Here is an 18,778-nt window from a genome sequence, read left to right as displayed (position 1 = left end):
TCCTGAATGCGGGCAGCGCCCGTCACCGTGACAGTCATCAATGTCCTCACCTCCTGCTTCTTCTCAACGAACCGACACCGTCCCCCTCGGGAACGGATGAGCAGAACCCTAGGCCCCCTTCAGGGCACAGCACCACCGATTAAATGCGGGGGGCTCGCCCGTACGGCACGGCACGGCACCTGCAGCCGCGGATGTCGCCCCGTCCGGCGGCGATCGGGTAGACGCGGAAGGAACCGTGGACCCGCGCCGATGGAGCGACCGAGTCTCCTCATGTGCCCGCGTTCACCTCCCGCCGCACGGGCTCAGTACCGCGACCACCAGGTGCCGCCCGGGGCGCGGCCCGCATGCTCCGCGTGGCGGCGGGCGATCGCCACGGCGGCCGCCACGTCCTGGGCGGCGAGGCCGAGGGAGAGGTAGACGGTGCGCTCCCGCTCGTCGCGCCGGCCGGGCGCGGTGCCGTTCAGCACGGCGCCGAGCTCGGGGTGCGCGAGCCCGGAGGGCAGCAGCCCCTCTCGTGCGGGCACCAGCAGTTCGGATGCCTCCTTGGCTGCGGCCTCGGCGCTGTCCAGGAACACCGAGGAGCCGGCGACCAGTTCGGAGGACAGCTCCCGGGCTCCGGGCTGGCAGGCTCCCACGGCGGCGACGAATGCGCCCTCGCGGACATCGGCGTCCCCGAGGAAGGGCTCCTTCGCGGCCGTGGTGGTGCAGATCAGCCCGGCGTCGCGGACGGCCCCGACCGCACTGGCGCAGGCCTCGGCCGCGATCCCGTGGGTGGCTTCGGCCCAGGCCGCCGCCGCCTGCGCCTGCTCGACGCGCCGGCTCCAGAACCGCACGCGCTCGATGGGCAGGACCGCCGCCAGCGCGGTGACGTGGGCGCGCGCCTGGATGCCCGCTCCGGCGACCGCCAGCGTGTGCGGGCCGGGCAGTGCGAGGGCTTGCGCCGCCACCGCCGAGACAGCGGCGGTGCGCAGCTCGGTGATGGTGTCGGCCGGGAGTACGGCGACGGGCAGTCCCGTGTCGGGGGCGAAGACGGTCACCGTCCCGACGTGGGTGGGCAGTCCGCGCGCCGGGTTGTCCTCGCGGACTGCCACGGCCTTGATACCGAACCAGTACCCGCCCTCGAAGGGCACATGCGCGGGCATGGACCCGAACAGTCCGGGCTCGCTGCCCCCGCGCGCGGGCGGACGCAGCACCGTACGGACCGGCTGGGTGACCTCACCGGCCGAGAAGCTCTTCATGACCTCGCGCATCGCATCGACAGCGACGTCGGGGGTGAAGAGAGCGCGGGCCTCCGCGTCGGTGATGAAGACGGGCGCCGGGGTCACCACGACGGGTTCGCGGTGTTCGCCAGGAGCCGGCCGGGGGCCAGGCGGCGGTCGTCGAGCAGTTCGGCCCGGGTGAACACCGACCACACCATGCGGATGGGGCGGGTGCGGGAGACGAATTCGAGTCCGCGCAGGCGGGCGGCGGGCATGGTGGTCAGGGCGAGGGGCACCTCGCCGGCTACGACGGCCTCGGCGGCGGCGCTGGTGGAGTCGACGAACACGGTCTCCGTCAGGGTGTACTCCGCCGGCAGCAGTTCCTCGACGAGGGCGCGGGGCGCAGGGTGGGTGGCGACCGCGACCTTGGCGTCGCGGTCGCTGCCCGGCAGGCCGGCGATGCCGTAGTTCGGGGTGTCCTTGACGAACACGGCCGCGAGTCGCAGCGCAGGGTTCATATAGAACTGCTCGATGCGCGCATAGGCGTTCGCGACGACGACGAGGCTGCTGTCACCGGAGAGCAGGCTCGCGCCGGCTGCCTCGTACTGGTCGAACAGGTCGATGCGGACGTGTTCGTGGCCGCGCTGACCGAGGTGGCCCAGCAGGGCGCGGCTGGCCTGTTCGCTGCTGGTGCCCTCGGGGCCCAGCGAGGCGATGGACAGCGGGGTGCCCAACGGGAGTTGGAAGAGCGCCACGTCGGTGACCTGTCCGCTGAGCGCGGCTTCGGGATGGTGATGGGTGAGCATGGTTCCCCCTGGGAGCCTCAGTGGGGCGGCGGACCGGCTCCTGCGGCAGGAGCGCCCGGCGCGCCGCTCTGAGGAAGTTTTCACTGGTGAGGTGTGGGGTGCCGCCGGGAGAGGCCCGGCGGTACCCCGTGGATGTACGACTACGCGTGCGCGGCAGCGGCCGGCTTGGCCGCGGATGCGAGCCCGACCGGGGTGTTCCAGTCCCGGTAGCGGGGCAGTGCGCCCCGAACCGCTTGCTGGTAGACCTCACGGATCTGCCGGGTGAGCGGGCCGGGGATGCCGGCGCCGATCGGGCGGCCGTCGATCTCCACGACGGGGACGATCTGACAGCCGGTGCCGGTGAGGAACACCTCGTCCGCCGTGTACAACTCGGAGCGCGGTACGGCGCGTTCGGCCACGGTGATGCCCGCCTCCTCGGCGAGGATCCGCATGACGGCGGTACGCGTCAGCCCGAGCAGGATGTCGGCGTCCGCGCCCGGGGTGGCCACCTGGCCGTCGCGGACCACGAACACGTTGGCGGTGCTGGCCTCGGCCACGGAGCCCTGCTGGTTGAGCATGATGGCGTCGTCATAACCGGCGGCCGTCGCCTCGTCCACGGCGAGCGCGTTGTTGGCGTAGGCACCGGTGATCTTCGCGCGGGCGGGCAGTGAGGTGTCGGGGACCCGGCGCCAGGAGCTGATGCCGCAGCGGATTCCCTCGGCGCGTGTGTAGTCGCCCATGGGCAGCGCCAGGATGCTGACCGAGGTGCTCACCCCGCGCAGCCGCACCCCGAAGGGGGTGCCCGGCTCCAGGCTCAGCTTGTATACGAGGGGCCTGATGTAGGCGTCCCCGCGCAGGTCGTTGCGCCGGATCAACTCCGTGGTGATCTCGACGAGTTCGTCCGGGGTGTGGGGCAGGTCGAGGCGGAGCAGCCGGCAGGAGGCGTGCAGCCGCTCGTAGTGCTCGCGTGCCTTGAAGACTAGGGAGTCCCGGCCCTCGGTATCGGCGTAGGCACGGATGCCCTCGAAGACGCCGGTGCCGTAGTGCAGGGCCTGGGTGCCCGCGCCGAGGGCGACGTCGCCGGCTCGGACGAAGGCACCCTGGTGGAAGACCCACCGGTCCGCAGGGGCGGCCGCGGTGCTCATTCGCTCCGCCTCAGGGCGACCATGGCGAGGGCTGCTTGGCGTTCGGCGTCCGGGGCGCTGCGGCGGTCGTGGACGCGGGCCGCCTTCCAGCTGACCATGGCGCCGGTGGTGGTGACGCCTCCCAGCTTCCCGTAGGTGACCGACAGTGGGCATCCCCAGGCCTGCCGAGCGGCCGTGGCCAGCGCCGCGGTGGTGTCGGCCGGCAGCGGGATCCCGTCGCGGGTCTCCACCTCGACCTCGAGGGTGTCGGTGCCGTCGACCCGGTCGATGATCAGCTGGTAGTCCATGGCTCCGGAGAGCCCGTCCAGGATGAGCGCCTCCAGCTCGTACGCGGTGACCTGACGTCCGTTCAGATCGATACGGTCGCGGACCCGGCCGAGCGGGAGCAGCACCTCGGAGGGATAACTCGCGTCGCCGGCAGCGTCGTAGAGGCGCACCAGGTCACCGGTGCGGTAGCGCACCAGGGGCTTGCTGCCCTGGTAGAGGTGGGTGATGACGAGTTCGCCCTGGCGGTAGCCGTTTTCGGAGCGCGGGGCCGGGAGGGTGGTCACCGGGTCGATCAGCTCGTAGTAGACGTTGAGCGGGACGGTGCGGAGGCGGCCGTCGCCGTGGACGGCGCCGAGGATGGAGGCCTCCTGCGACGCGTAGAGGCAGTTGTACGCGGTCGCGCCCCACATCTCGCCGATGTTCTTCAGCAGGCCGGGGGTGGCCAACTCGCCGGTGAACATGAAGAAGCGCAGGCCCAGTTCCCTGGGTTCCAGGCCCGCCCGGATCGCTTCCTTGGCCATCGACATGGCGACGTTGGGGGTGCAGAAGACTCCGGTGACCGAGATCTCCTGGAGCACTTCCAGGGCCCGTTTGAAACCGACGACGGGCGAGTGCGGCCACATCTTGGCGTGGGCGTGCCCGAGGTTGCGGCACACGTCGCCGAAGGTGTCCCCGGTGGAGTGGAGCTCGTTGGGGCCCATCACGCCGATGACGTGGTTTTCGCCGTGGGCGCGGAAGACGTGGTCGTAACAGACCGACAGCGCGGTGTTGTTGACGATCGAGTCGACGTTGTCCCGGGGGCAGGGCGTGGCGCGGCCCGTGGTGCCGGTTGTCTCGTAAAAGATCCAGCCCTCGTGGATGGGCTTGGAGAGCAGGTCCTTCAGGCGCGTCCGGAGGTCGTCCTTGGTGGTGAAGGGGAGCCGGGCGAAGGATTCGGGGGTGAGGGCCGCGATGTCGCCCTCGTCGAGGTGACCGAGGAGTTCCTTGTAGAACGGGGAACGCCCGCTCACGTAACGGAGCGTTTCGCGCACTCCGTTCAGCTGGTGCGCGTCGAGTTCTTCCTGGTTCCAACCGGCGCTGTCGAAGCGCCGGTGGTCAGCGAGGGCTCGACGCGCGAAGACATCCAGTTCGTCATCGAATAGAGTGAACACAGTCCTGGGCCGATCAGTGTGGAAGCTGGCGGATTATGGGCTCTAGGTGCCCGCGGGTTGCAGCCGCGGGCACCTTTTTTGGGTCGGTCAGCGCAGCAGGGAGAGGTTCCCCGTCAGTTTGTTGAGGGGCTTGCGGGGGCCGAAAAGGCCGATTGAGGAGAAAGCGAGGTCCGTGGCGGGTGTTTGCGCCATACGGTCCGTGTACTCGTCGTAGGTGCGGCAGGACTGGGCCAGGTCACTGAAGCCGACGGTGATCACGTCGGGGTCGGCGTCGGCCAGGCGGTGGATCTCCGCGATCTTCTCCGCCGAGGCCTTGAGAATGGGCACCGGGATCAGGGTGATGCCGAGATGTACGCCGCCGTCTGCGTCCTTCACGTCCTGGCCGATGAGCCCGGGTACGGTGCGGCCCAGCGTGAGGGCAACCACGGAAGCCGCGTTCACGGTGAGGCCCGCGGCGAGCTCCTCGTTGACGATGATCACGCACTTGCTGCTGTCGATGTCGTGGTTCATTTCGATTCCAGCCCGGTGTCGTTCGTGGCCACGAACAGGCCGTGGCACTCTTTGCCCTCTTGACCATTGGTGTTTCCGTCGCGGCGGGATTCACCTGCGGGATCCTTCACGGATTCGAATCCGGAATCGTTCCTGGACGCTTTCCCGGATTTCGCAGTCGCGCCGAATGCGACGCCCACCACGACGACGGCACAGCCCAGCAGCTCGACCGTGCCGACCTGCTCCCCCGTGACCAGCGCCGCAGAGGCAAGGCCGAATACGGGGACGAGATTGAGAATGTTGACCGCCGCGCTGGGCGATACATCCCGGAGACCGTAATTGTAAAGAACGAATGCAGCGATGGAACACATTCCGGCCAGGAATGCCAGCATGCCGATGTCCTGGAGGTCCGGCGTCTGCCAGTTCCGGTACTCGATCGGGGTCAGCACGACGAAACCGGCCGCTCCGGCCAGCGTCTGATAATAGGTGCTCGTCAGCGCGGAATGCCCCGGGCTGGTGCGCCTCGCCACCATGTTGTAACCGGCCCACGCAATTCCCGCGGCCAGAAGGATGATGTCACCGAGCAGCCGGTGGCTTCCGCCCGCATTCGCGCTCTGGCGGACGATGAGCCAGACGCCGAAGATAGCCAGCGCCATGCCGGCCGAACCGGCCACCGAGGCGCGGCCCCGCTGGAACGCTATTTCGAGGAGCAGCGTGACGACGGGGAAGGACGCCACGATGACCGCCGCGTCACTCGCGGTGGCGAGGTCCACCCCGATGTTCTCCAGCCCGAAGTACGCGGTGATACCCAGGAGTCCCGCCCCTCCCATGGCTGCCGCCGAACGGAGGCCGACCGGCTTCCAGCCGCGTTGGAGACGCACGAGCACGGCGAGGATGAGCGCGGCCGCGGAGAAGCGGATCGCGCCGATCGTCAGCGGCGGAACGTTCTCCAGGAGAACCTTGGTCACGGCGAAGGACGTGCTCCAGATCAGCGCGGCGGCGATGATCGCCGAAAACGCCCGCCATGACACCTGCGGCCTGGATTTTAACGACATCGCCTTGCTCCCGTTCCGTCTTTCACGCACATCGTCCACACCGCGCCACTGCCGTCAGTGAAGACCGCCGTCAGTGAAGATCTTCGACTTCGAAATCCACGACCGACCAATCGGCGATGGCGCGCCACAATTCGACACCCTTCACGTGGTCGGGGTGAACGAGATAGCGGGCGACGGCGTCACGGTCGCGGAATCCGCCTACCAGTGCGAAATCGTGGGAGATGGAACGGTCCGCCACATTGCGTCCGCACTCCCAGGTGATGATGTCCGCGATCTGCTCCGGGTGCCCCTCGGTTGCGACAGCCGCCTCTCGGGCCCGGGGATCACCCCAGTCGACACCATCTTTGAATTTGAAAACCACGACATGCCGGACAGGCACCAGGCCGCTCCCCCCGTGTGTATTGCCGGTGCTGAGCAGTACATTTCCAAGATCTACATGGTGCGGAGCGGGGCCAGCAAATCGGGTCCACGATCCGAGATCCAGCCGATTGTGCGGGGGGAGTGCCTCGAAGTGGTCGCCCGTGACCGGTTCATGGTGGCCCGTCAGCTTGATGACGGGGGCCGGAACGTGACAGGGCACTCGCGCGGCACATACGGGCGGTGCCCACAACTCACCCGCCGCCGACCAGGCCGGGGGCTCCACCACGGGTTCCGGCGAGGCGGCGATACTGGGCGGTCCGGCCACGAAGCGGCGCCGGCGGATTCCCCGAGAACCGCACCGAGAACCGCACCGGCCTCGCGGCCCTGCGCATCGTCAGCGGCTTCGAGTTCACGCCCCACAGCGGCCGCCCCCCATATTTGCGCATCAGCGCAATAAGCGGCACACTGCAGTCGGCACCAAAAGCCGCATCACCGACATCACGGAAGGGGGCAGTCATGGACGCCGATCCTCCCAGTCCGCGCTGCCCCGCCGACCGCGCCTGACGGCTGTCTCATCCCGCCCCCGCCCGCTCCGGGCCGGCGGCCAGGGGTGACGGCGCGGTGCGGCTCGGGGTTCTCCAGGGCCGAGCGGCCCTCCTTCCCCACCCTTCCTCCCCCACCCTTTTCCCACCACGCCGGGCCGCGCCCGCCGGGGTGCGCGGTCGCGCCCCCGGGGCTCCTGTGCTCACCGTGTGGTTCGGAGGTTCCTGTGATGTCGTACCGGACGAGCAGCCACGCACCCCGGCTCGCCTCCCGTTTCGCCGGGCGTCTCGCCCGTCTGAGCTGGATCGACGCCGTGGTCGCCGCGGCCGTGCTCGTACTCTTCTACGTCGTGCTCCACGTGGGGCACGGCACCACGGTCCGGTTCTCCACCGATCAGTCGATCAAGGTCGACACCGATCCCGCCCAACTGCCCTACGACGCGGCGCGTTCGCTGCTCCGCATGTTCATCGCCCTGGCCGCGTCGATCGTCTTCACCTTCGTGTACGCGCTGGCCGCCGCGAAGAGCCGCCGCCTCGAACGCGTCCTGATCCCGGCGCTCGACATCCTCCAGTCGGTGCCGGTGCTCGGCTTCCTGACGGTCGCCGTCAGCGGGTTCATCGCCCTGTTCCCCGGCTCCCTGCTCGGCCTGGAGTGCGCTTCGATCTTCGCGATCTTCACCTCGCAGGCCTGGAACATGACGTTCGGTTTCTACCACTCGCTGACCTCGCTCCCCCGTGAACTCGACGAGCTGTCACGGTCGTTCGGGTTCACGCGCTGGATGCGGTTCTGGAAGGTCGAGCTGCCGTCGGGAATGATCGGCCTCGTCTGGAACGGCATGATGAGCTTCGGCGGAGGCTGGTTCTTCCTCGTCGCCTCCGAGGCGATCAGCGTCAACAACAAGGACTACGCGCTGCCCGGCGTCGGCTCGTACGCGGGCGCCGCCATCGCCGACGGCGACCTCGGCAAGGTCGGCTGGGCCATCCTCACCATGGCCGCCATGGTCATCGGGGTGAACTTCTTCTTCTGGCGGCCGCTGACCGCCTGGGCCGAGAAGTTCAAGAACGAGCAGTCGGAGGCGAGCGAGGTCCAGCGTTCCGTGGTCCTCGGCTTCCTGCGCCGCTCGCACTGGCCGCAGCTGCTCGGCACGGCGTTCCGTCCGGTGGGACGGTTCCTGAGCCGCGCGGGCCGGATCTTCGGCACCGACGACCGGCCGCTCACCGTCGACCCGGCCCGGCGCCGCACCGGCGACATCGCCTTCACCGTCGTCGCGGGCGGCCTCATCCTGTGGGGCCTGTACGACCTGGGCCGCTACCTCCACGACGAGACAGGCCTCGGTGTCTTCGGCGAACCGCTGCTCCTGGGTCTTGCGACGCTGGCCCGGGTGGTGGTCCTGGTGGCCGTCGCCACGGTCGTCTGGGTGCCGGTCGGCGTGAAGATCGGCTTTTCGCCGAGGCTGACCCGGATCGCGCAGCCGGTCGTACAGGTCCTGGCGAGCTTCCCCGCCAACTTCCTCTTCCCGCTGGCCGTCTGGTTCTTCCTCAGGACGGGCCTGTCCATCGACATCGGCGGCATCCTGCTGATGGCACTCGGCGCCCAGTGGTACATCCTCTTCAACACCATCGCAGGCGCCATGTCGATCCCCAGCGATCTGCGCGAGGCCATGGACGACCTCGGTGTACGCGGCCTGCAGCGCTGGAAGCGGCTGATCCTGCCCGGCATCTTCCCCGCGTACGTCACCGGCGGCATCACCGCGTCGGGCGGCGCCTGGAACGCCTCGATCGTCGCCGAGGTCGTCACCTTCGGCGGCACCACCCTCACCGCCACCGGCCTCGGCGCCTATATCGCCGAGGCCACGGCCTCCGGTGACTTCCCGCACCTGCTCGCCGGCGTGGCGGTGATGAGCCTGTACGTCGTCGGCCTCAACCGCCTGCTGTGGCGCCGCCTGTACCGGCTCGCCGACACGCGGTACGCCCTCTGACACCGGCCCCCGTGTCCCGGATCCCGGGTACCCCAAGCCTCCCTGAAACTCCGAGCCCTACTGGAGCTCCTCATGGTCCTGAACACCCTTCGCACCCTGCGCAACGCACGACACACGGCCGCCCCCAGGGCGCCTCGCGCCGCCGACGGCGAGATCCTGCTCGAAACGGTCGGCCTCACCAAGGCGTACGCCGGAGCCGACGGCGAGCTGCCCGTGCTCGGCGGCATCGACCTTCAGGTCCGGGCCGGCGAAATCGTCGCGCTGCTCGGCAAGTCGGGGTCGGGCAAGTCGACGTTGCTGCGTTGCCTGGCCGGGCTCGTGCCGCCGAGCTCCGGCACGGTCTCCTACCGCGGCACCCCGCTCACCGGCGCCAACCCGGGCACCGCCATGGTGTTCCAGACCTTCGCGCTGCTGCCCTGGCTGACCGTGCTGCAGAACGTGGAACTGGGCCTGGAAGCGCGGGGCGTACCGGCCGACGCGCGGGCCGACGCGGCACGCCGGGCCATCGACCTGATCGGCCTCGACGGCTTCGAGTCGGCCTACCCCAAGGAACTGTCGGGCGGCATGCGCCAGCGCGTCGGGTTCGCGCGGGCGCTGGTCGTCGAGCCGGACGTCCTGATGATGGACGAGCCGTTCTCCGCGCTCGACGTGCTGACGGCGGAGAACCTGCGCGGCGAGCTGATGGAGCTGTGGGAGTCGGGGCAGTTCCCGACCCGGGCGATCGTCCTGGTGACGCACAACATCGAGGAGGCGGTCCTGATGGCCGACCGGATCGTGGTGCTGGGCTCACGTCCGTACGGCACGATCCGCGAGACGTTCGAGGTGGGGCTCGACCGGCCGCGCGATCGCGAGGCGCCCGCGTTCGACGAGCTCATCGACCGGGTCTACCGCACGATGACGGGCCGCACGAAGGAGACGTCTCCGCCCGTGCTGCACGCTGTGCCGGAGGCGCTGCCCGCGTCCTCGGGCCGCCCCGAGAGTGTCGAGCCGGACCGGCGCACACCGGCGAACACCCCGCTGCCCGGGGCGAGCGTGGACGGCCTTTCGGGTCTGGCCGAGATGGTCGCCCACCGTGGGGGCGACTGCGACCTGGCGGACTTGGCGGACGATCTCGGCCTGGAGATCGACGACGTGCTGCCGCTGGTGGACGCGCTGGAGCTGCTCGGCTTCGCGGCCGTCAGCGGGGACGACCTGGTCCTGACCGACCTGGGCGCGGCGTTCGCGGGCGCGGACGTCCGCGGCTCGAAGGAGATCTTCGCGGCGGCAGCCCCGGAGGCCCCCTTGATCCACCTGATCACGACGAGCCTGCGCCAGAGCCCCGACGGCACCCTGCGGGCGGGGTTCTTCCGGGACGTACTCGCCCACCACTACACGAGCGAACAGGTGGCGCGGCAGTTGGAGACGGCGACGGACTGGGGGCGGTACGGGGAGCTGTACGGGTATGACGCGGAGCGGGAGGAGTACGGGCTCGACGGGGGTGTGCCCGCGTGACCCGGCGTGCGCGACGGGGCCCGCCCTGGGCTGAGCCGGAACGTTAGGCTATTTGCATGGGAGCGCAAGTGGAGAGTTGGGACGCCGAGCGGGCCGAGCGGGCGGTCGGGGTACTGAAGGCGGTGGCGGATCCGTCGCGGTACCGGCTGCTGTGGGCACTGAGCGGGGCCGAGCTGCCGGTGAGCGCGCTCGCGGAACTCCTCGGCGCGCATGTCGCCGCGACCTCCCAGCACTTGGCCAAGCTGCGCGCCGCCGGGCTCGTCACGTCGCGCCGCGACGGCACCCGGATCTTCTACCGGGCGGCCGGACCACGGGTGCGCGCCCTGCTGGAGGAGGCATCGCTGGCCGCCCTGGCGGCCTCCCCCGAGGCGGCGCCCGCCGCCCCCGCACCCCACGCCGCCGAGCCGGCCCGAGCGACCCGCAGGGCAAGGGCCCCGCATCCGGCGACGGAGTAGCGGCCACTCGCCGGGTGCCCTGCCCGGGGGCGGGGAACTGCGGCGCGGACCGCCGGCCGGGTTCGCGGACGGTGCCCGGGCCGGTCGGCCCGGGCGGGCTCGTCAGAAGGTGAGCTTCCAGCTGTCGAGGTAGCCGGTGTCCTGCGGACCCTTGTCCTGGAGCTTCAGCTTCCAGGTGCCGTTGGCGGCCTCCGACGAGGCGTTCACGGTGTACGTCGTGTTGATGTCGGGCGTGGAGTCGGACGACGAGTTGTGCAGCCGGTAGGAGCGTCCGCTCGGCCCGATCAGATCGATGACCAGGTCGCCGCTGTACGTGTGGACGGCGTTGACGGCGACCTTCAGGGTGGCGGGGGCGTTGCCGGTGCGACCGGAGACGGTGATCGAGGACGTCACGGCGGGCCCGGGCGAGTCCGGGACGGTGAGGTCCGTGGTGTTCTCGAAGGAGCTGCCCGGGTCGGGCGGGGTGGTGCCCCCTGCGGCGGCCAGCTGCCACAGTGCGTAGGCGATGGCATCGCTGTTGTGGTCCAGGGCCGTGGTGTCGATGTTGGAGCTGGTGTCGCAGGAGGCGTGGTAGCAGGCGTCGAACTCCTGGCCCACCGAGCCGCCCCACTTCTGCGCCTGTGCGGAGGTCTTGGTGTAGTCCGCGCCGGAGAACAGACCGCCGACGGGGATGCCCGCGTTCTTGAACGGGGCGTGGTCGGAGCGGCCGTCGCCCTCCGTCTCGATCTCGGTGGGGATGGAGAGGGTGGCGAAGTAGTCCTTGAAGACCTTCTCCAGGGTGGGGTCGTCGTCGTAGACGAAGTAGCCCGGGTTCGGCGAGCCGATCATGTCGAAGTTCAGATAGCCCGATATCTTCGAACGGTCGGCGCCCGCCAGGGAGTTGACGTAGTACCGCGAGCCGACCATGCCCAGCTCCTCGGCGCCCCACCAGGCGAACCTGAGGTGCTTGTCGGGCTTGAGCTGGGCGCGTGAGACGGCGAGCGCGGTCTCCAGGATGCCGGCCGAGCCGGAGCCGTTGTCGTTGATGCCGGGGCCCGCAGTGACGGAGTCGAGGTGGGCGCCCGCCATGACGGTCTGCGAGATGTCGCCGCCCGGCCAGTCGGCGATCAGGTTGTAGCCGGTCGCGCCCGAGGAGCTGAACTGCTGGACGGAGGTGGCGAATCCGGCGGCGTCGAGCTTGCCCTTCACGTAGTCGAGCGAGGCCCGGTAGCCGGATCGACCGTGCGCACGGTTGCCGCCGTTGGCGTTGGCTATCTGCTGCAACTGGGCCAGGTGCGCCTTGACGTTGGCGACGGGTATGTCGGGCGCGGCGACGGCCGCGGGGCTCGCGGCGGACGGGGTCGCCGGGGCGGCATGGGCGGCCGGTGCGAGCAGTCCGACGGCGAGCGTGGCGGTGGCCAGGGCCGCGCCGGCGGCCAGGGTGCGTGGGGAGTGGGAAAGGTGCCAGGAGTGCATGGGGGGGCTCCGTGTTCCGTTCGGGGATGGGGACGGAATGGGGACGGAAACGCGAGCCCGATGGTCAAGGAGAGGTACAGGGGTCGTCAAGAACGTTAATCGGCCATGGCCGTTCTCTTTCCGGACGCCCAAGGCAAACCAAATAGGAGCCCAACTCGCGCTAAATGACGGCCAATTGGGGTATGTCGGCCCGCCCCCGTCCCGACCCCGGGCGAGGGCCCGTCCCGATCCCGGGGCGAGGGCGGGCCGAGGGGTCCGGGTCACCCGGGCGGGCCGTCGCGGTGCGGTGTGCCGGTCGTACGGGTCTGTGCCTCGGCTGGGTCCTGGCCGTGCCCGGGCCGCGCCTTCGCCCTGCGGCCGGCGCCGCGTCCGGGTCACTGAGCGCAGGACTCGTCGGCCTCCGGGTCGGTCATCACGGTGCCCGGGGGCCGCTCTCGGGGCCGTACGGATCGTCCGGATGCCGGTCGGCGGCCGGATCTCGCGAGGCGAGGACCGGACTCGCCCGGAGCGCACCCCCGCACCCCGGCAGGACGTCCGATTCGTTCAAGACCGGCACGCCCCGCCCTGCCTACGGTGGCCCCATGACTCCCCGACTCGACGCCTTCGGCCTCATCGTGGCCGACATGGCCGCATCGCTCGCCTTCTACCGCCGTCTCGGCCTCGACCTCCCCGCCGAGGCGGACACTCAGCCGCACGTGGAGTGCACGCTCCCCGGCGGTATCCGGGTCCTGTGGGACACCGAGGACACCATCCGCTCCTTCGACCCCGGCTGGAAGCGCCCCGAGGGCGGCTCCCGCACCGGCCTCGCCTTCGCCTGCGACTCCCCCGCCGAGGTGGACGCGGTGTACGAGACGCTCACGGCGGCCGGCCACCACGGCCACCTCAAGCCCTGGGACGCCTTCTGGGGCCAGCGTTACGCCAGCGTCCACGACCCGGACGGCACGGAGGTGTCGCTGTTCGCCGCGTCCGCGTAGACGGACACGTGGGCGGCGGCGTACTCCCCCAGCGTCATCCCGGCCAGCGACCGCATCTCGCGGGCCAGGTGCGCCTGGTCGGCGCAGCCCGCGGCGAGCGCGGCCTCGGCGAACGGCGTGCCCCGCCGCACAAGGGCGAGAGCGCGCTGGAGGCGCAGGATGCGGGCCAGGGTCTTGGGTCCGTAGCCGAAGACGTCGAGGCAGCGCCGGTGCAACTGGCGGGCGCCGAGGCCCGCGTCGGCGGCGGTGGCGGCCACGCTCCAGCCGGCGGCGATGCGGTCGGCGACCGCGCGGGTCAGCGGGTCGGGCGCGGGCGCCCGGCCGAGAGCCACCGCTTCGAGCGCCGAGGCCGGGTCCGCCGCATCCCCGATCCGTTCGGCCAGCCGCCGCACCTCCGCGCCGGCCCAGAACGCGTCGAGCGCCACCCTTGCATCACGTACCTCGTGCGCCGCGACGCCGAGTACGGCGGGCCCGGCGCCCGGCGCGAAGCGGATCCCCGCGTACCGCGTGCCCGGGGCCGCCTCGGGTACGTGGGCGCGGGTGTCGGGGCCCGCCACCAGGAGGTGTCCCTCGCACCAGAGCAGATCCATGCAGCCGTCGGGGAGCACGGGCCGCGCGCCGTCGTCGTCGTCACCGCCGATGGTCCGGGACCACACGACGGCCCCTGCCAGCCGTGAGGGCCGCTCTCGGTACATGCTTCGAGGGTAGCCCTGGGGCGGGTGCGACCGGCGGGGTCAGTCGTGGTGGTGCGGGGACTTCCGGTGATGGGGTGTCCTCTGTTCCCCGGCGTTGTCGGACGCCTTGTCGGGCGCCCTGTCGGACGCCTTGCCGGTCGCCCTGTCGGACGCCTTGCCCGACGCCTCGCCGGACGGCTTCTCCGACGCCCTGTCCTCGTGCCTCTTCACGGTGTGCAGACGGGACTTCACGTCCTCGGGGGGCAGGAACTTCGACCAGCGTTCGGGGAATTCGGACGGCATCCCCGGATCGATGCCCTCGTCGTCCGCGCCCTCGCCGTCATCGTCGTCGCCGTCGTCACCGTCGTCGGTGTCGTCGAAGGACGCCGGCTTCCACGGCTGGGCGCGGGCGACCAACTCGGCGGCCTGCGCGGCACGCAGCCGGTCCGCCGCGGCGCGGGCCGCCGCCGTGGCCACCGACGGCCACACCCGGTCGATGGCCGCGTTGACGGCCGCGCCGACCAGGACCGCGAACGCCGAGATGCCGATCCAGAGCAACACCGCGATGGGCGCCGCGAGCGAACCGTAGATGGTGGGGCCCTCGACCGTACTGGTCAGGTAGATCCGTAGCAGGAACGAACCGAGCACCCACATCGCGAGGGCCACGAGCGCCCCCGGCACGTCCTCGATCCACGGCGAGCGGACCGGCACCGAGACGTGGAAGAGCGTGGTGAGGAAGGCGATGGACAGCAGGATCATCGTGGGCCAGTACAGGAAGCTGATCACGTCCGTGCCCCACGGGACCCACTCCACCACCCGGTCCGGACCCACCACCGCGAGCGGCAGCACGACCGCGCCGATGAGCAGCGCGACGATGTAGAGCAGCAGGGAGAGCAGCCGGGTCTTCACGATGCCGCGCTGCCCGTCGAGCCCGTACATCACGGTGATGGTGTCGATGAAGACGTTGACGGCGCGCGAGCCCGACCACAGCGCGATGGCGAAGCCGATCGAGACGATGTCGGGGCGCTTGCCCTTGGTGACGTCTTCGAGGAGCGGCTGCGCGAACTCGTGGACCCCCCGGTCGGACAGTACGGTTCCGGCCGCGTTGAGGATGTTCTGCTCGATGCTGGCGACGGTGTGGGTGCTGGTCCAGCCGTCCACGTAGCCGAGCAGCGCGATGACGCTGAGCAGCAGCGGAGGGAGCGAGAGCAGCGTGAAGAACGCGGCCTCCGCTGCCAGTCCCAGGATCCGGTACTCGACACAGGAGTTGACGGTGTCCTTAAGAAGCAGCCAGCCCAATTTCCGCTTCGAGACGTTGCGGTAGACGACGCGGGCCCGATGAAGGCGGCCGGATGTCCGCTCGGGTGTTTCATTTGCTGGCTGCACGTCCTTACCGTATCGGCATGGCAGCCACCACCCACACAGTGACCAACCAGGCTCCGCCCCTGGTGGGGTACGACGTCTTCACCGCCGACCGCGCCCTTGGCGAGGCGGTCGAGCGGCACACGCCGCCGGAGCTCGTCGACGAGGTACGAGAGGAGCTCGCGGGTCTGGGAAAGACCGCGGGATCGGCCCAGGCCCAGGAGTGGGGTGTGCTGGCCAACGAGAACCCGCCGAAGCTGCGCACCCACGACCGGTACGGCAACCGGATCGACGAGGTCGAGTTCCATCCGAGCTGGCACCGCCTGCTCGGCAAGGCCGTCACGTCGGGGCTCACCGACGCCTGGGGCCGGCCCGCGGGCCACGTACGGCGTGCGGCCGGGTTCCTGGTGTGGACCCAGGCGGAGGGCGGGCACGGATGCCCGGTCTCCATGACGCACGCGGCGGTGCCCGCGCTGCGCACCGACCCGGCGCTCGCCGCCGAGTGGGAGCCGCGGCTCACCTCCCATGTGTACGAGGAGGGGCTGCGGCCCGCCGCCGAGAAGAGCGGCGTGCTCTTCGGCATGGGCATGACGGAGAAGCAGGGCGGCAGCGACGTACGGGCGAACACGACGTCCGCGGTGCCGCTCTCCGCCGACGGCGAGTACGTCCTGACCGGGCACAAGTGGTTCTGTTCGGCGCCGATGAGCGACGGGTTCCTGGTACTCGCCCAGGCGCCCGGAGGCCTCACCTGCTTCCTGGTGCCGCGGGTCCTGGCCGACGGGACGCGCAACGCGTTCGCGATCCAGCGGCTCAAGGACAAGCTGGGCAACAAGTCGAACGCGTCGAGCGAGGTCGAGTTCGACGGGACGTGGGCGCGCCGGGTCGGCGAGGAGGGGCGCGGGGTGCGCACCATCATCGAGATGGTGGCCGCCACCCGCCTCGACTGTGTGATCGGCTCGGCGGCGATCATGCGTCAGGCGGTGACGCAGGCGGTCCACCACGCCGCGTACCGACGTGCGTTCGGCGGGTTGCTCATCGAGAAGCCGCTGATGCGCAACGTCCTGGCCGATCTGGCCCTGGAGTCGGAGGCCGCGACCACGCTGGCGCTGCGTCTGGCGGCCGCCTATGACGCGGACACGGAGGAGGAGCGGGCGTTTCTGCGGCTCGCGGTGCCGGCCTCCAAGTACTGGGTCACCAAGCGGTGTACGCCGGTGGCGGGCGAGGCGCTGGAGTGCCTGGGCGGCAACGGGTACGTGGAGGAGTCGGGGATGCCGCGGCTGCTGCGCGAGGCCCCGCTCAACTCGATCTGGGAGGGTTCGGGCAATGTCCAGGCGCTCGACGTGCTGCGGGCGCTCCAGCGTGAGCCGCATGCGATCAACGCGTTCCTCCAGGAGGTCGGCAAGGCGCGCGGCGCCGATCACCGCCTTGACGGGGCGATCAAAGGCCTGCTGACCGAACTCGCCGACCTGGACGGCATCGAGGGGCGGGCGCGGCGTCTGGTGGAGCGGATGGCGCTGGTGCTGCAGGGTTCGCTGCTGGTGCGCTGGGCGCCGTCGGAGGTGGCAGACGCGTTCTGCGCTTCACGGCTCGGCGGCGACTGGGGCGCGGCCTTCGGGACCCTGCCGCACTCGCTCGACCTGGCGTCGGTGGTGGAGCGGGCCCGGGCCGAGGGGTGAGGGCGGGCCCGGCGCGGTGAGCCCGGTGGGCCCGGGTGGAGGTGTGAGGGCGGGCCCGGCGCGGTGAGCCCGGTGGGGCCGGGTCGAGGTGTGAGGGCGGGCCCGGCGCGGTGAGCCCGGTGGGGCCGGCGGGGGTGGTGCCGCGCCGACACGGCGCCACCCCCGCGCTCTCATGCCTCCGTGGACGGGGCATGACGACCGGCCATCCGGTGCATGCTCACCTTCGTCCACCCGCGTGCGGCTCGCGAGGGTTGCACGGGGTTGCAAGCGTTGCGGGACCCGTCCACGTACGGCCGTTCGACATCAACCACCGGACAAGCGCGTCCAGTTGACGACGTACGGGCGCGCCGGATGCCGATCCCGGGCGGACACCGGGGCGACCGCAGGGAGGTTCGCGTGGAGAGCGAGGCGCTCGATGTGGCCCGGCTGGCCGCCATGGACTCCCGGGAGGCGACGCGGCTCCTGCAGCGCGTGCGCGCGGCCGCCCTCACCGGCCGGCGCTCAACGGTCGTACCGCGCAAGGAGATCGGAGAGTCCTGGCGGCGGGCGCTGCACAGCGGGCTCGACCCGGACGGCGGCAACCACACGGGGATCCTGCCGACGGCCGAGGTCGAACGGCGCAGGCGCCATTCGCCGTTCACGGACGTCCTGCCGGTCCTCAGGGACGCGCTGGTGTCGGTGGCCGACGCCGCGCAGCACATCATGGTCGTGTCGGACGCCGAGGGGCGGGTGCTGTGGCGGGAGGGCCACGCTTCCGTCCTGCGGCTCGCCGACACCCTGGGGTTCGAGGTGGGCGCGGACTGGAGCGAGCCGGCTGTCGGCACCAACGGGGTGGGCACCCCGCTTGTCACCGGGCGGCCCGTGCAGGTGTTCTCGGCCGAGCACTTCGTCTCCGCGCACCACACCTGGACCTGCGCGGGCGCGCCCGTCGTCGACCCGCGCGACGGCCGTCTGATCGGTGTGGTCGACGTGAGCGGGCCGCTGGCCACCATGCACCCGGCCACGCTGTCCTTCGTGACGTCGGTGACCCGGCTCGCGGCGGCCGAGCTGCGCGCCCAGCATCTGCTCGCCCTCGAACGGCTGCGCGCGGTGGCCGCGCCGGTGCTGTGCCGGGTCGGCGGGCGGGCCCTCGCCGTCGACGCCAACGGCTGGGTCGCCGCGGTCACCGGCATGCCGCCGAGGGACCGGCTCGCGGTCCCGAAGTCCGCTGTGTCGGGCCGGGTGTGGCTGCCGTCGCTCGGCATGTGCACGGTCGAGCCACTGCCGGGCGGCCGGCTGGTCCAGGCCGTCGACGGGACCCGTGACGCCCCGGCCGCGCGCGCCCTGCGGGTCGTGCTCGACCTGAGCCGGCCGCGGCACTGCTCGGTGACGGTGTCGGGGGACGCGGGCAGCTGGGCCCAGGAGCTCAGCCCGCGCCACGCCGAGCTGCTGTTCGTCCTCGCCCTGCACCGAGAGGGGCGCAGCGCCGCGCAGCTCGCGCAGGACATCTTCGCGGACCCGACGCGCACGGTGACGGTGCGGGCCGAGATGTCGCGCCTGCGCCGGCGCCTCGCGGAGGTGCTCGCCCATCGCCCCTACCGTTTCGGCGAGGACGTACGGGTGGAGGTGATCCGGCCGGACCGCGCCGCGGACCTGCTCCCCGGCTCCTCCTCGCCCGCCGTCGGCAAGGCCCGGGAGCGACAGCCCTGACCTGCGTTGGAAGCCGCGGGGAACGCATGA

Annotated in this window: 17 protein-coding genes; 6 read left to right on the top strand and 11 right to left on the bottom strand. The window is 71.1% G+C overall.

The window, feature by feature from the left end; genetic code table 11:
• Window positions 1–302: 302 nt before the first annotated feature.
• From AB0D31_RS08145 to AB0D31_RS08110, 8 genes are all read right to left on the bottom strand, one after another.
• A complete protein-coding gene (locus AB0D31_RS08145; RefSeq protein WP_362718691.1) occupies window positions 303–1,325 on the bottom strand; it encodes an ornithine cyclodeaminase family protein in 1,023 nt (340 codons plus the stop codon).
• Window positions 1,322–2,005: a hypothetical protein gene (locus tag AB0D31_RS08140; protein ID WP_362718688.1), complete on the bottom strand. Its 684-nt coding sequence runs from the start codon at window positions 2,003–2,005 to the stop codon at window positions 1,322–1,324. Before AB0D31_RS08140 ends, AB0D31_RS08145 begins: the two co-directional genes overlap by 4 nt.
• Window positions 2,006–2,145: 140 nt before the next feature.
• The gene (locus tag AB0D31_RS08135) at window positions 2,146–3,129 is read right to left on the bottom strand and encodes a branched-chain amino acid transaminase (RefSeq protein WP_362718685.1); all 984 of its coding nucleotides are present in this window, start codon (window positions 3,127–3,129) and stop codon (window positions 2,146–2,148) included.
• Window positions 3,126–4,406 (bottom strand): phenylacetate--CoA ligase family protein, encoded by a 1,281-nt coding sequence (locus AB0D31_RS08130; protein ID WP_362718682.1) that lies wholly within the window; start codon window positions 4,404–4,406, stop codon window positions 3,126–3,128. The genes AB0D31_RS08135 and AB0D31_RS08130 overlap by 4 nt, the downstream gene beginning before the upstream one ends.
• Before the next feature lie 228 nt (window positions 4,407–4,634).
• The gene (locus tag AB0D31_RS08125; RefSeq protein ID WP_362718680.1) at window positions 4,635–5,057 is read right to left on the bottom strand and encodes a DUF2000 domain-containing protein; all 423 of its coding nucleotides are present in this window, start codon (window positions 5,055–5,057) and stop codon (window positions 4,635–4,637) included.
• Window positions 5,054–6,130 carry a DMT family transporter gene (locus AB0D31_RS08120; protein WP_362718678.1) on the bottom strand — a complete coding sequence of 359 codons (1,077 nt, stop codon included), beginning with the start codon at window positions 6,128–6,130 and terminating at the stop codon, window positions 5,054–5,056. The genes AB0D31_RS08125 and AB0D31_RS08120 overlap by 4 nt, the downstream gene beginning before the upstream one ends.
• Window positions 6,131–6,161: 31 nt before the next feature.
• On the bottom strand, window positions 6,162–6,470 hold the full coding sequence (locus AB0D31_RS08115) for a Dabb family protein (RefSeq protein WP_362718676.1): 309 nt from the start codon (window positions 6,468–6,470) through the stop codon (window positions 6,162–6,164).
• A gap of 232 nt (window positions 6,471–6,702) precedes the next feature.
• Window positions 6,703–6,969, bottom strand: coding sequence for a hypothetical protein (locus AB0D31_RS08110; protein WP_362718673.1), 267 nt, complete (start codon window positions 6,967–6,969; stop codon window positions 6,703–6,705).
• Window positions 6,970–7,223: 254 nt separating this feature from the next.
• Here AB0D31_RS08110 and AB0D31_RS08105 point away from each other — a divergent pair, with 254 nt between their 5' ends.
• The 3 genes from AB0D31_RS08105 to AB0D31_RS08095 all read left to right on the top strand — a co-directional run bounded on the left by AB0D31_RS08105 (window position 7,224) and on the right by AB0D31_RS08095 (window position 10,918).
• The gene (locus tag AB0D31_RS08105) at window positions 7,224–8,972 is read left to right on the top strand and encodes an ABC transporter permease subunit (protein WP_362718671.1); all 1,749 of its coding nucleotides are present in this window, start codon (window positions 7,224–7,226) and stop codon (window positions 8,970–8,972) included.
• Window positions 8,973–9,044: 72 nt separating this feature from the next.
• Window positions 9,045–10,463: a nitrate/sulfonate/bicarbonate ABC transporter ATP-binding protein gene (locus AB0D31_RS08100; protein WP_362718668.1), complete on the top strand. Its 1,419-nt coding sequence runs from the start codon at window positions 9,045–9,047 to the stop codon at window positions 10,461–10,463.
• 56 nt (window positions 10,464–10,519) lie between these two features.
• Window positions 10,520–10,918, top strand: coding sequence for a metalloregulator ArsR/SmtB family transcription factor (locus tag AB0D31_RS08095; protein WP_362718666.1), 399 nt, complete (start codon window positions 10,520–10,522; stop codon window positions 10,916–10,918).
• A 102-nt stretch (window positions 10,919–11,020) separates the two neighbouring features.
• Here AB0D31_RS08095 and AB0D31_RS08090 read toward each other — a convergent pair whose 3' ends face one another.
• The gene (locus AB0D31_RS08090) at window positions 11,021–12,373 is read right to left on the bottom strand and encodes a M28 family metallopeptidase (protein WP_362718664.1); all 1,353 of its coding nucleotides are present in this window, start codon (window positions 12,371–12,373) and stop codon (window positions 11,021–11,023) included.
• Between the two features lie 581 nt (window positions 12,374–12,954).
• Here AB0D31_RS08090 and AB0D31_RS08085 point away from each other — a divergent pair.
• Window positions 12,955–13,347, top strand: a complete 393-nt coding sequence (locus tag AB0D31_RS08085) for a VOC family protein (protein ID WP_362718661.1) — start codon at window positions 12,955–12,957, stop codon at window positions 13,345–13,347.
• Here the strand turns inward: AB0D31_RS08085 and AB0D31_RS08080 are convergent.
• Together AB0D31_RS08080 and AB0D31_RS08075 are read right to left on the bottom strand one after the other, a co-directional pair.
• Window positions 13,287–14,042 carry an AraC family transcriptional regulator gene (locus tag AB0D31_RS08080; protein WP_362718658.1) on the bottom strand — a complete coding sequence of 252 codons (756 nt, stop codon included), beginning with the start codon at window positions 14,040–14,042 and terminating at the stop codon, window positions 13,287–13,289. The genes AB0D31_RS08085 and AB0D31_RS08080 overlap by 61 nt on opposite strands.
• Before the next feature lie 39 nt (window positions 14,043–14,081).
• Window positions 14,082–15,407 carry a YihY/virulence factor BrkB family protein gene (locus tag AB0D31_RS08075; RefSeq protein ID WP_362718656.1) on the bottom strand — a complete coding sequence of 442 codons (1,326 nt, stop codon included), beginning with the start codon at window positions 15,405–15,407 and terminating at the stop codon, window positions 14,082–14,084.
• A gap of 17 nt (window positions 15,408–15,424) precedes the next feature.
• On the opposite strand from AB0D31_RS08075, the gene AB0D31_RS08070 reads away from it, so the two are divergent.
• Both AB0D31_RS08070 and AB0D31_RS08065 read left to right on the top strand, forming a co-directional pair.
• Window positions 15,425–17,059, top strand: a complete 1,635-nt coding sequence (locus AB0D31_RS08070; protein WP_362718654.1) for an acyl-CoA dehydrogenase family protein — start codon at window positions 15,425–15,427, stop codon at window positions 17,057–17,059.
• Window positions 17,060–17,410: 351 nt separating this feature from the next.
• The gene (locus AB0D31_RS08065) at window positions 17,411–18,748 is read left to right on the top strand and encodes a GAF domain-containing protein (protein WP_362718651.1); all 1,338 of its coding nucleotides are present in this window, start codon (window positions 17,411–17,413) and stop codon (window positions 18,746–18,748) included.
• The last annotated feature ends 30 nt before the right edge of the window (window positions 18,749–18,778 follow it).

The organism is Streptomyces sp. NPDC048361, assembly GCF_040651795.1.
Taxonomy (GTDB): Bacteria; Actinomycetota; Actinomycetes; order Streptomycetales; family Streptomycetaceae; genus Streptomyces.
This window is presented reverse-complemented; position numbering and strand designations above follow the sequence as displayed.

Bases quoted from the DNA above. Each gene is read 5' to 3' on its own strand.
- AB0D31_RS08070 (WP_362718654.1), top strand. From the start codon at position 15,425: ATGGCAGCCACCACCCACACAGTGACCAACCAGGCTCCGCCCCTGGTG.
- AB0D31_RS08110 (WP_362718673.1), bottom strand. From the start codon at position 6,969: ATGACTGCCCCCTTCCGTGATGTCGGTGATGCGGCTTTTGGTGCCGAC.
- AB0D31_RS08135 (WP_362718685.1), bottom strand. From the start codon at position 3,129: ATGAGCACCGCGGCCGCCCCTGCGGACCGGTGGGTCTTCCACCAGGGT.
- AB0D31_RS08105 (WP_362718671.1), top strand. From the start codon at position 7,224: ATGTCGTACCGGACGAGCAGCCACGCACCCCGGCTCGCCTCCCGTTTC.
- AB0D31_RS08095 (WP_362718666.1), top strand. From the start codon at position 10,520: ATGGGAGCGCAAGTGGAGAGTTGGGACGCCGAGCGGGCCGAGCGGGCG.
- AB0D31_RS08140 (WP_362718688.1), bottom strand. From the start codon at position 2,005: ATGCTCACCCATCACCATCCCGAAGCCGCGCTCAGCGGACAGGTCACC.
- AB0D31_RS08125 (WP_362718680.1), bottom strand. From the start codon at position 5,057: ATGAACCACGACATCGACAGCAGCAAGTGCGTGATCATCGTCAACGAG.
- AB0D31_RS08065 (WP_362718651.1), top strand. From the start codon at position 17,411: ATGCCGATCCCGGGCGGACACCGGGGCGACCGCAGGGAGGTTCGCGTG.
- AB0D31_RS08085 (WP_362718661.1), top strand. From the start codon at position 12,955: ATGACTCCCCGACTCGACGCCTTCGGCCTCATCGTGGCCGACATGGCC.
- AB0D31_RS08100 (WP_362718668.1), top strand. From the start codon at position 9,045: ATGGTCCTGAACACCCTTCGCACCCTGCGCAACGCACGACACACGGCC.
- AB0D31_RS08090 (WP_362718664.1), bottom strand. From the start codon at position 12,373: ATGCACTCCTGGCACCTTTCCCACTCCCCACGCACCCTGGCCGCCGGC.
- AB0D31_RS08080 (WP_362718658.1), bottom strand. From the start codon at position 14,042: ATGTACCGAGAGCGGCCCTCACGGCTGGCAGGGGCCGTCGTGTGGTCC.